This is a genomic window from Selenomonas sp. CM52 (genome assembly GCF_000292955.1).
Classification (GTDB): domain Bacteria; phylum Bacillota; class Negativicutes; order Selenomonadales; family Selenomonadaceae; genus Selenomonas.
Window position 1 is genome coordinate 73,566 of sequence record NZ_ALNM01000046.1, and the last position, 12,573, is coordinate 86,138.

9 protein-coding genes are annotated in these 12,573 nt (G+C 53.4%); 8 read left to right on the top strand and 1 reads right to left on the bottom strand.

Translation table 11 applies throughout. The features are described 5' to 3' along the window. The first annotated feature begins 289 nt into the window (after positions 1–289). The 8 genes from HMPREF1153_RS10925 (at position 290) to HMPREF1153_RS10955 (ending at position 10,792) form a co-directional block, all read left to right on the top strand. Positions 290–1,645 (top strand): MATE family efflux transporter, encoded by a 1,356-nt coding sequence (locus HMPREF1153_RS10925; protein ID WP_009646995.1) that lies wholly within the window; start codon positions 290–292, stop codon positions 1,643–1,645. 59 nt (positions 1,646–1,704) lie between these two features. Beyond that, a complete protein-coding gene (locus HMPREF1153_RS10930) occupies positions 1,705–3,258 on the top strand; it encodes an SH3 domain-containing protein (protein ID WP_232208289.1) in 1,554 nt (517 codons plus the stop codon). Positions 3,259–3,380: 122 nt separating this feature from the next. Next, positions 3,381–4,226 (top strand): Rpn family recombination-promoting nuclease/putative transposase, encoded by an 846-nt coding sequence (locus HMPREF1153_RS10935; protein ID WP_009646935.1) that lies wholly within the window; start codon positions 3,381–3,383, stop codon positions 4,224–4,226. Positions 4,227–4,839: 613 nt separating this feature from the next. Then, on the top strand, positions 4,840–6,375 hold the full coding sequence (locus HMPREF1153_RS10940) for a TIGR02452 family protein (protein WP_232208291.1): 1,536 nt from the start codon (positions 4,840–4,842) through the stop codon (positions 6,373–6,375). Next, positions 6,345–7,121 carry a hypothetical protein gene (locus HMPREF1153_RS12830; protein ID WP_009646981.1) on the top strand — a complete coding sequence of 259 codons (777 nt, stop codon included), beginning with the start codon at positions 6,345–6,347 and terminating at the stop codon, positions 7,119–7,121. Before HMPREF1153_RS10940 ends, HMPREF1153_RS12830 begins: the two co-directional genes overlap by 31 nt. Positions 7,122–7,285: 164 nt before the next feature. Beyond that, positions 7,286–9,184 carry a hypothetical protein gene (locus HMPREF1153_RS10945; protein WP_009647018.1) on the top strand — a complete coding sequence of 633 codons (1,899 nt, stop codon included), beginning with the start codon at positions 7,286–7,288 and terminating at the stop codon, positions 9,182–9,184. Further along, positions 9,168–10,046 carry a hypothetical protein gene (locus HMPREF1153_RS10950; protein WP_009646972.1) on the top strand — a complete coding sequence of 293 codons (879 nt, stop codon included), beginning with the start codon at positions 9,168–9,170 and terminating at the stop codon, positions 10,044–10,046. Before HMPREF1153_RS10945 ends, HMPREF1153_RS10950 begins: the two co-directional genes overlap by 17 nt. Positions 10,047–10,183: 137 nt before the next feature. Beyond that, positions 10,184–10,792: a DUF6339 family protein gene (locus tag HMPREF1153_RS10955; RefSeq protein ID WP_232208292.1), complete on the top strand. Its 609-nt coding sequence runs from the start codon at positions 10,184–10,186 to the stop codon at positions 10,790–10,792. Between the two features lie 45 nt (positions 10,793–10,837). On the opposite strand, the gene HMPREF1153_RS10960 is transcribed toward HMPREF1153_RS10955, so the two are convergent. Beyond that, positions 10,838–12,445 carry a DNA cytosine methyltransferase gene (locus HMPREF1153_RS10960; RefSeq protein ID WP_009646975.1) on the bottom strand — a complete coding sequence of 536 codons (1,608 nt, stop codon included), beginning with the start codon at positions 12,443–12,445 and terminating at the stop codon, positions 10,838–10,840. Positions 12,446–12,573: the final 128 nt, after the last annotated feature.

Here is a 12,573-nt window from a genome sequence, read left to right on the forward strand (position 1 = left end):
AAGGCGTGCTTCCTTGTGCAGCCTTGTTTCATGCGAACTTGGTCAGGGGGCTAAGGCGCTTCGTTCTCGCCCAAAACTTGACAACACCCCTACTATATAGCTTACAATGAAAGTCCAAGAAGTCAAGCCCGAAGGGCGCAGGCTGATTGGCTCTTTCATGTAAGGGCGTGCGCACCATGTCCACGAAGTGGACGTTTGTGCGTTAAGCTTACAATGAAAGTCCAAGAAGTCAAGCCCGAAGGGTGCAGACTGATTAGCTCTTCTGGTCAAGCTGCAAAAGGAGAATTTCATGAACACCTTGGCAAAGCATTTCAGCCTCGGCGGACTTCTGCGCTTCGCTGCGCCCGCCGTCGGCATGATGCTCGTCATTTCTATCTATACGGTGACGGACGGCATCTTCATCGGGCGGTATGCGGGAAGCCTTGCGCTCGCTGCATCGAATATCGTCTATCCTGCGCTGAATCTCGTATTTGGGCTTTCCATCATGCTTTCTTCGGGCGGCTCGGCGCTCGTTGCCAAGACGCTGGGTGAGGGCGATGCGGCATTGGCGAGAAGCCGCTTCACGCTGCTCGCCGTTGTCGGCGCAGCGCTCGGCATATTGCTCGCAGGCACGGTGTTCCTCTTCATGGAGCCTATTTTGGCGCTTCTCGGCGCTTCACCCGAGCTTTATGCCGACTGCCGCGCGTATCTCTCGGCGAATATGTTCTTCGCGCCCTTTGTCGTTTTGATGATCATATTCAACGCTTTTTATATCGCGGATGGCCGCCCCGTGCAGGGATTTCTCGTATCGTTGACAGCGGGACTTGTCAATGTCGGACTCGACTATGTGTTTCTCGCGCACTTCGACATGGGCATCTTCGGTGCGGGCCTTGCGACGGGCATCTCGGATGTCGTCGCGGCGGTCGTGGGTCTCGTTTACTTTTCGCGCTACAGCCGCACGCTCGCGTTCGAGCGGTTTTCCTTCGTCGTGCGTCCGCTTTTCCAGGCACTTTACAACGGCTCTTCCGAGATGGTCACGCAGCTTTCCGTCGGCATTACGACGTATCTCTTTAACCTCGTGACATTCTCCTATGCAGGAGCGGACGGCGTCGCGGCGATCAGTGTCATCCTCTATGCGGAAATGCTCCTGACGGCAATACTCATGGGTTTCGCCAATGGCGTCGCACCTGTATTTTCCTACCAATTCGGCGCGAAAGGATATGCTGAGCTTCTGCGCCTTCTGCGGCTGTCGCTTGGCATTATCTTTCTCTTCGGAATTTTGTCCTTTGCGGCGGCAAATATATTCGCCGTACCGCTGATGACGCTGTTTCTGCCGGATGGAGGGCATGCCTATGCGCTGGCTCTCGGCGGCTTCGGACTGTTCTCGTGGAGTTTTTTGCTCTGCGGTTTCAACCTTTTCTCCTCGACCTTTTTCACGGCGTTGTCGGACGGCAGGATGTCGGCAATCCTGTCCTTTGTGCGCAATCTCGTCGGCATCGTGGTGTTCCTGCTGCTCCTGCCGCACTTTTTCGGCCTTGATGGCGCATGGCTCGCCGTTCCTGCGGCAGATGCGGCCGCTGTACTGCTTTCTTTCCGCCAACTTTGGGGGGCGGCGCGTTCCTTTCGCGAGGAAAAGGCAGCGGGCGCTGTGATTTTGGAGCGTTGAGAGGTATGTGTGCGAAAATGAAAGTTTCGAGAAATATCGGGAAGCATGCTGCGTGCTTTTTGGCTGCGGCTGGCGTGTTGCTCGGCAGGGCGGATTTGACGGCTGCGGAAGCGGGAACGTCTGCCGCGGCAGTGTTGTCCGTGACAGATGCGGCGGCAGTTTCCGCTCAGCCTGCATTGAAGGCGGAGCTGGCAGATGATATGCGGGCGCAGACGGAAGCGGCATCGCCCGATTACGGCGTGGCGCTCGGCGCTCCCTACGATGACGTTAGCTTCTGGTGCGATGCAGCAGGCGACCGCCTCCTTGGCACGGCAGAGGACGTGGCGCGTCTCAACGAGGAGCTGCACGCGAATCAGCCGAGTCTTGTTTCTCTGGCGGAATTGCCGCGTGCCGTATCGAGGCGGCAGCTCCGACACTGGATGGAAGAAGCCGCGCCCGAGCGTGAAGATTGGTACGCGCCGACAGAGCCGCTTTCGGATGAGGCGTATCAGGCGACTGTCGAAAACTGCGCGGCGGACAGGCTGCCGCTTCGCAATCCTCTGCGCTATGGCGTGACGGTGCGGCGTGCCGACCTGCGCGGTCTGCCGACCGAGGAGGCCTGGCTCGATGCGCCCGATGACATTCATTACGACATCCTGCAGGCGACCGCCGTCGATCCCGCTGAGCCGCTTGCCGTTTGGAGCGAGAGCGCAGACGGCAAGTTCCTCTTCGTTTCCATGCGCTATTATCGCGGCTGGCTGGCGAGGGATGCGGTTGCCTTGACAACGCGCGAGACGTGGCTCGCCTATGTGCAGCCCGAAGATTTCCTCGTCGTCACGCAAAACCGCTACGAAACGCCCGAGGAGGCAGGCGGACAGCTCTATCAGCTCGGTAGCCGCATTCCGCTCGTGCAGCAGGGCGGAGCGCATCTCGCGCGTCTGCCGCAGCGTGCGGCGGACGGCAGTCTCCAAGAAATGCTTGTGACACTTCCGTACAGCGAGAGCGCGAGCCTTGCTGTGGAGGATGCGGGCGGCATGGAAGCCGCCGCGCTCCATCGCGGCAGCCTGCCCTATACGGCGAACAATCTGCGCCGCGCGGCGTTCGCGTGTCTCGGCGACGTCTACGGCTGGGGCGGGCAGGATGAGAGCGTCGACTGCTCTTCGTTCGTCGCCGACGTCTACCGCACGGTCGGCATCGAGCTGCCGCGCGACGCCGATGAGCAGGAGGAGGCGTTTCTGCGGGCGAGTGCCCATGTGGGCGATGCACAGAATGCGGCGCACGGTGCGCGAGGAAAGGCTGCGGCATTCGGGGTGCGTCGGCGCGGCACGGAAGATGACGCGCCGCACATCTTTTTCACGCCGCTCGACGATCTCGCGCCCGAGGAGCGAACCGAAGCGCTTCTCGCCGCGCCGCCTGCGAGCCTTCTCTTTCGCCCCGGCCATGTGATGCTCACGCTCGGCTCGGTCGATGGCAAGACGTATGTCATACATTCCTTGAGCGGCTGCTGGGAAAAGACGCAGGAAGGCCTCAAGCGCTGCCGCATCCGCCGCGTGCTCGTCAGCGACGCCTACTTTTTGACGAGCACGGAAGGCAGAAATCTCGACGACTGCACAGGGGTGGGCAGTGTCCGATAAGGCATGGTGGGTGTTAAAACGTTTGACACCCCTTGATGTTTCGCCAGAATCTTTCAGCCTTGACAATCTTTGCCGTAGTGCATACTATGATAATAGAAGGAAATGAGGAGGCTATAGGAGCGGTGAGGACAATCAAGAAGGACATTCCTGCGGAATATGGTGTGCTGATTCAAAAATTCCGCTTGATAGACGATACGTTTTTCAACGTATGTTTTGACAACTATGTTGAGGGAATGCAGCTCCTGTTGCGTATCTTCTTTGACCGCGATGATCTTGTTGTCAAGCATGTCGTCACGCAGCAGAGTGCGGACAATCTCTATGGTCGTGGTGTGCGCTTTGACGTGTTGGCGGAGGACAGCGAGGGAAAGCTCTACGACTGCGAGGTGCAGCGTGCAAACGAAGGAGCGATCCCGCGTCGGGCACGCTATAACAGCAGCATGATGGACTCGCGTGAATTGGCAAAAGGAGAGGATTTTTCCAAACTGCCTGAAACATGGGTGATCTTCATCACGGAAAATGATATCTATGGAGAGGGATTTCCTCTGTACCATGTGGAGCGAATCATCCAAGAGCTTCAGCGACCATTTGATGATGGGGCGCATATCCTCTACGTCAACGGCGCGAATCGCGATGATACGCCGCTTGGGCGATTGATGCAGGATTTCTTCTGTGAGAATCCCCAAAAGATGAATTATAAGGAGCTTGCCCAAAGAGCGGATTACTTTAAGTCGGAAGCAGAGGGGGTACATACCATGTGCGAGCTGATGGAAAAATTCGGCGAGAGGAAATTGGAAGAGGGACGTCTTGAAGGTCGTGCCGAGGGACGTCTTGAAGGACGTGTCGAATCGGCTCGTCAGACGGCGATGGCTTTAATTGCTTTGGGGAAACTCACACTTTCCCAGATTGCTGAAGCAACACAGTTGTCCCAGGAAGAAGTTGAACGATTGGCAGGGTCAACAGGGGCATAAGAGAGGAGCATTTCCGAGAACGTCACATGGAGTCTGAGGAAGATACTCGCAGACGGCAAGTTCTCCGTCGGCTGCTCGCGTTTTCTCGGCTACGATAAGGGAGAGGACGGCAATCTCGCCATCAATGAGGAGCAAGCCAAGAATGTACGGCTCATCTTCCGGCTTTTCCTTGATGGTATGACGGTTTGCCGAATTGCCAAGGCACTGGCCGCGCGGCATATCTTGATGGTCACGGGCAAGGGAAATGGAGCGACGCACACGGGAAGGCATGGAGATACAGAGTGTGAAGTTTCGTGCCAAAGCGGCGAGCGGAGGCGCACGTTCCGTACGGTTGGAAGATTCTCGGCGGCGCGAGGGACTATATCATGTTTGTGGAAGGAGGTGTTCGCTCTGGTTTTGTCAGCACATTGAAAATTTTTCTGCAAAGTACGGAATCACCCCGAAAATCGACATCGAGTGTGGTATAATCATACGAAAGGCACGAAAGACGCTGAAATGAATAGTGTAGCAACGGGAATCAGAAGATGCTGAGAGTCTGATTCCCGTTTGTTTTCATCGCTGCGGATGTGCGCTTCGTGGAGTCAACGCGAATAGAGAGGGGGATGTTTCGGATATGAAGTATATTGAGGATTTTAACGGCCGATTGAGGTATCGAAAGCGCAGGGACGCCTTTGTGGATACACAGCGCATCGTTCTGGAGGATGAGCGCCTGTCCGGCACATGGGTGCGCCATGGTGAGAAGAATAAGGACAGACTCCAGAAATCTGGTTGGGACAGATGCTATCCTCGGAGGGGGCGGATCGCCGTGGTGCAGGATCCGCTTGTGAATGTTGCGCGTGCCTTGTCCGTTGCCTATCCGAAGAAGTGGATCGTGGCAGTGAATCCCGGCTCGGCGACAAGACCCGGCGGACGTGTGCATATTGGCGAGCCAGGTGTGGAGGAGTCTCTCTGCCTCTGCTCGGATCTCTATTCGACGCTGGCGAAGCCGGGGATATGGAAGAAATTTTATATGAAGCATCTCACTGGAATATATAACAAAACAGAATATCCTGAGTTGATGGATGAATGGCTTTACTCCGGGGATGTTACGATTTTCAAAGAAATCCGCGATGGCGTCCCCGAGCTTCTTCCGGAAAATGAGTGGGGTCACATTGATGTCATCACCAGTGCGCCGCCGGGAGCGCTTGCAGATGACTTGTGGACCGGATATTCGGGCAGTTCTGCCATGGCGAAGGCGATACTGCGCTCTGTGCATCTGCTGCAAGGCAGAAATATTTTCGAGGCGGCTATTCATGAAGGAGGCGAGTATGGAGAGAAGATGCCGCATATTCTTGTCTTGCCTGCCTTCGGCTGTAATCTGGTGTGGGAGGATCCGACGAATCTCGTTGCCGAGACGTATGCAGATCTCCTGACAAACTATGCCAAATATTTCGATATGGTCGTGTTTGCCGCAGGCAGACGTAGCAATGTTTTCTGCGAGGCGTTTGAAGAGAAGGGGCTGACCTTGCAGACGCTGGAGGACATACAAGAGACGTGGCAGGAGGAGCCGGAATGGGAGGAGCCGGAATCGGAGAAGGAAGGGAAGCCGTATTCGACAGAGTTGCTCCTCCACGCAATGTTTGGAGACGTTGAGTGGCTGGAGATGAATGATGCGTGGAAGCAGGATCCGAGTAAGGAGGCGTGGGTGCGCGAAATGGTGGAAAAGGCTGAGCAGTGTGCCTTGAAGGAGACGCAAGAGAAGCAGCAGGCGGAAAAGGCGGAAAAGGAGTTGGAAAAGGAGTTGAAAGAGCCTGTTCTCAGGCAAATGGCAGAGTACTCCGGTGGGGTTTCCGCAGAACCGAATAATAAATTTTTCGATGTGACAGGCAGCATCCTGACAGCAGGCTGGAAATGTGAAGCATGGAAAGATAAAGCGTGGAAAAATAAAGCGTGGAAAGATAACGCCGACTGGTATAGGGCAGGAATCTTCACGGATGGCAAATCTTTCGTGGAGGAAGGCATTCGCCTGCCGGAAGATGGTATCAACGGCGCTCAGGAGTACAGGTGTTCTATATATACGCGCTTTCTTCCTATGAGGAGACGGAGGGGAAGGCGGACGATGAGAAAGAGACGCTTTTCATGCCAATGCTTCCTCCGCAGAGCGTCTTGAAAAAGCGGGCATTTGCCGCAAAGATGAAGTTGGGGGAAATCTCCGAGGATATGGGGGAGTTTGAAAACTATGTGCGATACCTCGCGAAGCAGGGCGCAGTGCTTTCGCCGTCGAACTGCTATCGGGGGGCGCTGCAGTATATGACCGACTGGCGGGAAGAAGCGGTCGCCTGCGTGATGATTGCGCTGGATGGTCAACCGTCGAATGATGCCCCTGAGATTTCAGCAGAGCTGAACAATAAATTTTACGATGTGACAGACAGCATCTTGACGGCAGGCTGGAAAGGCAAAGTGTGGAAAGGCAGAAAAGGCTGGTATACGGCAGGAGTCTTCACGGATGGCAAATCTTTCGTGGAGGAACGCATTTGTTTGCCGGAAAATGGTAGCCGCGTTGAGCAGGAGTACGAGATGTTTTATATGCACACGATGGATGCATATGAAAAGCCGAAGGGCAAGGAAAAGATGCTTTCCGTGCCGATGATTCCGCCGAAAAAAGTTTTGAAAAAGCGGGCATTTGCCGCAAAGATGAAGTTGGGGAAAATCTCCGAGGACATGTGGAAGTTTGAAAACTATGTGCGATACCTCGCGGGCTGGGGCATATTGCTTTCGCCGTCGAATCGCTATCGGGGGGCGCTGCAGTATATGACGGACTGGCGGGGAAAAGAGGTCGTCTGCGAGATGATTGCGATGCAGGATAATGACGAGAGCTATGCCTTCTCGGGCATGGGGAACTCGTACTGGTACTGACAAGGCTGTGCACGATGCAAGCGACAGGTGAGATAAGGAGATGTGAGGAAAGAGAAATGCCCCGCCGCGAAGCATGAGGCTTTGCGGCGGGGCATTTCGTGCAGGAAATTTGTCGAGGAATCGAGAATCATATCCATAATAGAGTCTTTATGAGGAGGGTCTGTATGAGGTCGTATCAGTGGAATTTTCCCTCAAATAATTTTGGGTCTATATTTGGCATTGCAGATTCCGGTGTTGAAACATTCAAAGGAACGCCGATCAAGTCGCTGGCCAGGGAGATTTGCCAGAACTCTCTGGATGCAAATGATCGAAGCGGGCGACCGTCGAGAGTCGTATTTCAAACGTTCGAACTTGCGCCCGCAGACATTCCTGATTTCGATGGTCTCAAAGATGCGTTGATTCGCGCTCGGTTATTTTGGGACGTGCAGAAATCGGACCGAAAGGCGAAGAAGTTTTTTGACTCGGCTCTTGCCGTGGCAAAGAATACCAAGATTGCTTGTTTGCGCATCAGCGACTACAATACGACTGGTCTGACAGGTGCGCGGGAAGAATATAATTCTGCATGGTGCAATCTGACCAAGGCGACGGGTGCTTCCGATAAGAGTGGGAGCAATGGCGGCTCCTTTGGCATCGGCAAATATGCGCCTTTTGCCTGCTCGGCGTTTCGGACGGTGTTCTACAGCACGTCGGATTGTGAGGGGAACGTAGCCTATCAGGGAATCTCGCGTCTCCCATCGTTCAGGAATCAAAATGCTGAAATCACGCAGGGAACGGGATTCTATGGCGGAGAGAAAAATTCTCCTGTGTATGAGCAGATGTCATTGGATCCGAACGATCGCCGTGAAGCGGAGGATCACGGCACAGATATTTTCATCATCGGTTTTGATGGAGATGAAAATTGGCGCGAGCGGATGGTTGCTTCGATTCTGGACGGTTTTCTGTATGCCGTTTACAATGGGACTCTTGTCGTAGATGTGGACGGCATTGAGATTGATCAAGGAACGCTTGCCGACCTCGTTGTTTCGCACAAGGAGTATTTCCAGGAAAGGGCAGATGAATATTATCAGGCTCTGGTGGACGACACCTCGGCGCGTACCTTTGAAAAGGAATTCGCCGATGATCCGGAAACTTTCGGAAAGGTCACGCTTCGTCTGATGATTATGCCGGGCTTTCATCGCCGCGTCGCGATGGTGCGGCAAACGGGAATGAAAATCAAGGATAAAGGTCATATCAATGGCATCATTCCGTTTGCAGGCGTCCTCTTCATTGAGGGAGACGCTCTCAATACTTATCTGAGAACACTGGAGAATCCGCAGCATATTGCATGGGAAGTGGAGCGCGCCGAAAACAAGAGCAAGGCAAAAAATCTCTTGAAGAAGTTCTTGAAGTTTATACGAGAAAGCTTGGACGAGATGATGAATGATGACAGCGAGGAAGCCTTGGATCCGCCGGTGGGAGAATATCTTTCGGTAGCGCAGGAAGATGAGACGTCGAATGAGGAGCGCGCGGAAGGGATTTCGGACTCCATCCATGAGATCAAGAGCCGTGTGGTTGATGTCAAGGCGCCGGCAGCGGATGGACACGATGAGGAGCAAGATACGCAACAGGAAGACGAGCAAGGGGAGACAGCCATTTCTGACATTCCAGGCGAAGGGGGGAGCGGTGATCAAGACTCTCATGGCGGTGGCGAGGGCGGCGGACATCATCCAGGCGACGGCAATGGAGACATCCCTGTGGAGCATAGGAAGTCACCATCCGTGATTGCTGCCCATCATGTTCGGAATCTTGTGCGTGACAGGAAGAGCGGAGCGTACACCGTTCTGTTTACGCCGGCGGTTTCCGCATCTGACGGGGTTCTTGAGGTGCTCATGTCGGCAGAATCTCAAAACTATCCGGCGCGTCTCCTCGCGGTAAGGTGTGCCTCGCAGCCCAATCTTGTCTTGGTGGGAAACAAGATTCAAAATGTCGTTTTCACGAAACAGCAGCCGTTGAGAATCGACATCCAGATTGACTATCATGATTTTTGCTCGATGGAGGTGAAGGCATATGGAAATAAAATATAGGCTGTATCCCTATCCCGTCCTCGCCCCTTATTCGGATGATTACAGCTCCGGCAGATTCGAGGTGGCGATTGATCCGCGCAAAGAAGGATATGACTTGCAGATTGATTTTGCCGCTGTGCTGACAAACGAGGAACTGAAGCAGCTGATTCGTTCAGGGCAGGCGAAATACGTCTATCATCTGGAATGCGCCCGGACGGCCTTTCGCGAAGTATTTCAGACGGACAAGGAGATGGCGTCGCATCTGATTTCTGACAAGAAAATCAACGGGGAGTTGCAGATTTGCCCGTTCATCGCGGCGGTTAAGGATATCCGTGGATATGCAAGCCCTGATTTTCATGAGGATTATCAAGGTGTTTCGTTTGAGATCGAGGCGGGGTGTATCCTTGCAACGGGGAAGATGACGACGCTTGACATCTCGAAAGATATAGATGAGCTGGCGCAACTACCGTCTATCTTCAGTATCACGAAAAACGGCGATGCAGAATGTAGACAGATGCTCGTCGACTATTCCGGCAGGAAGATCCTGATTAAGTTGCCCGTGGAGGATTATTATTGCTACAAGCAGCTGAGCAAGACGCCGCAGCTTCAGGCAATCTTGAATTCCATGACGATCATTCCGGCGCTCATCTATGTCCTTGAAGAGCTCAAGCGGATGCCTGCGGAAGAGCGGGAAGAAAATGCAGGAAGCTTGTGGTACAGGGTCTTGGCGAAGACGTTGGCGAAGCGGTTCGCCTGCGACGTTGAAACGCAGGATTTCGAAGAGCAGGATGCCGTTTCTTTGGCGCAAAGCCTCATCAATAATCCTGCGTCAGATGCTTTTCGGATGCTTGCCGGTGGGATTTCTGGAGGAGATGACGAATGAAACTGCAATTCGTGAGTTACGACAATATCGATGAGATCAAGAGCAATCTCCCTGTATGGTCGCCGCGATTTCGGGAAGGATCGTCGGATTGGCTGGCCGAGGAATTGGAGCGGCCTCTTTTCACCGATAGCAAGCTTGTGGAAATCGAGGATTTTTCGCTTGACATGTCGGCAGAGAAAGTCTTTCAGACCGATGCCGAGAATGCAAAACGAATTTATGAGAAGTTCCGATTCCTTTCAGAATCACAGGCTTCGGATGAACGATTGTGGGCAGGGCTTTGTCTGGGACCGTTTTGGCGCTATGTGCAGTATCGCTGGAATATTGCCGTAAAATGCAGCGCTAGTCACATCAAGCAGCATTTCTTCTTCGGGTTCAGCGCCCGGCGTTCCCTCACGCGCAATGCCGTAGCGCGGCTTTGGTGGATTGGGAAGCTGACCTATGATGAGGGGCGGAGCGACCCGTGGGAATTGACGAAGTTCGTCTGTGAGAATGCTGACTACATCATGCACATATTGGAACGCAACACTTCGAATAATCCGCTTATCATACGCGGATTCCTGTCCGCTGTGATCGATGCTCGGCGCAAGGGGATGCAGATGGATACGAATATCGTCGGAGAGCTTGCAAGATATCTTAATCTTCTGGGCGGCATCTATATTCTGGATTGTCTGCCTGAGCAGAAGATATACGACAAGATCTATGAAAAAGCGGAAGAATTGAACAACGCGTTGCAATCGAGACAATAACAAAAAAGGGGCGGTCATCTTCCTGCGGGAAGAGTCGCCTCTCTCTTATTTGTCAGCATTGCGATCCAAGATATCGATGAGGCTCTGGGCAAGGGCTTTTGCCAAGAACGGGGGAACGGCATTGCCGACTTGCTGATACTGTGCATCCTTCGTTCCTTCGAAGATGAAGGAATCGGGAAAGGTCTGCAGGCGTGCCGCCTCTCTTATCGAGACGGCGCGATCAAGCACAGGATGAATCCACATGGATTTCCGTACATTGACGACCGTTCCGCATGGTTCATCGTAGCAAAGGCGCATGTAGATGGTGTTCTGCGTACGTTCGGCATTGCTGTATGTGGTCTTGAGCTTCGGATCAAGATCGTGAAAGTTCTGCCCTTCCCTCAAGGCCTTGAATCTTGACAGAGCGGTATCTCTTGTGGCTGTTGACACATGGTTGTAGAGGAGCTTTCCCCGCAGCGTCCGCGCGAGTTCAGGAAGCCCGTCTTGTGACGGAAGCTCTATGGCATCGCTGTCGACGGACACGGACGATGTGATTGACTCCAGATCGCCGATGGCGTCGCGTACGGTTCGGCAGTTGTTCTCGTCACAGATTTTTTTCGGCAAGGCATATCCTTCCGCGCACATCTTCGACAAGCCGACGAGGATGAAGCGTTCTCGTTTTTGGGGTGCACCGTAATGCAAGGCGTTCAAGGTGTTTTCATATAAGGTATATCCGTATGGAGCGCCCTCTAGAATGGTTTTGATATAGTCGCGTATCGAATAGGTTTTTACAGAAGCGACGATCGCACCTTTCTCTTCGTGATAGTCGAAGAGGTGGATATTGTTGTCGGCAAGTTCTTTCATCCTTCGTAGCGCCCGTTGCATGAGAAGGGAGGTCTCTATGTGCTGTATCGTGTCCGCAAAGTCTGAGGGCTGCTCCATGTATGCGATGAGAGTCTCTGCCATAGAGACGTCGGTTCTCCATGCTTGGGCAATGTGGTTCGAGGCATGTAGCTCTTTTAGCTGTGCGAGAAGTGATGTGCGGTGCTTTTCCAATGAGAGATTGAATTTTTCTTGGTTGGCACGGAATCGGTAGAGCGTGTTGAGCGTTTTGTAGAATGCTTCAGACCAGACATGGGCAGGATGGCTGCTGGAATCTTTGATGAAGGCTAGTGCGCCTTCAAAAGCGCCCTTCGCTGGAAGGATTTCGATTCGCTCGTCTTTGAGGTTCATGCCCATGATGCGATCATCGTCGAGGTCGCTTTCATCTACGATGAAGCGATGAGTCTCAGAGCGCAACATGGCGACGTTCTCCATGATGAAAGCGGTTGGCTGCAGCTCGCAGATGGCACGGACGTATTCTTTTACAAGACGGTTGTTCATGTTGATGATGCTTGTGTGCTGACGATTGGCATTGGAGAATCCTTGACAGGGAGGTCCTCCGATTACAATATCGATAGTGCCGACCTCGTTCTGCAACTCTGCATAATCAATCGTGCGGACATCCGAGTAGAGGTGTTTGATCTTGAAGTTTCGCTTATATGTTTTTCTTGCATGGGGAGCGAGTTCGGCTGCAGCTACGATAGAAATGCGGCCGGTTTGCCGGAATCCAAGGCTTAGTCCGCCTGCGCCGGCAAAGAGGTCGATGATATGATATGTTTTGATGAGAGTCACCCGTTTCTCGTGTGCAGGGTCGTCGCTTCATACGCGAGACGGCATACAAAGGATATTTGCAAGGATTCATCTTGTTATGATACACTGTTTGTTCATTCGCGTCAATCAAATGCCCCGCCGCGAAGCCG

Excerpts from the sequence above, each read along its gene's own strand:
- HMPREF1153_RS10950 (WP_009646972.1), top strand. The coding sequence starts at position 9,168 with ATGGAAATAAAATATAGGCTGTATCCCTATCCCGTCCTCGCCCCTTAT.
- HMPREF1153_RS10945 (WP_009647018.1), top strand. The coding sequence starts at position 7,286 with ATGAGGTCGTATCAGTGGAATTTTCCCTCAAATAATTTTGGGTCTATA.
- HMPREF1153_RS10940 (WP_232208291.1), top strand. The coding sequence starts at position 4,840 with ATGAAGTATATTGAGGATTTTAACGGCCGATTGAGGTATCGAAAGCGC.
- HMPREF1153_RS10925 (WP_009646995.1), top strand. The coding sequence starts at position 290 with ATGAACACCTTGGCAAAGCATTTCAGCCTCGGCGGACTTCTGCGCTTC.
- HMPREF1153_RS12830 (WP_009646981.1), top strand. The coding sequence starts at position 6,345 with ATGCCAATGCTTCCTCCGCAGAGCGTCTTGAAAAAGCGGGCATTTGCC.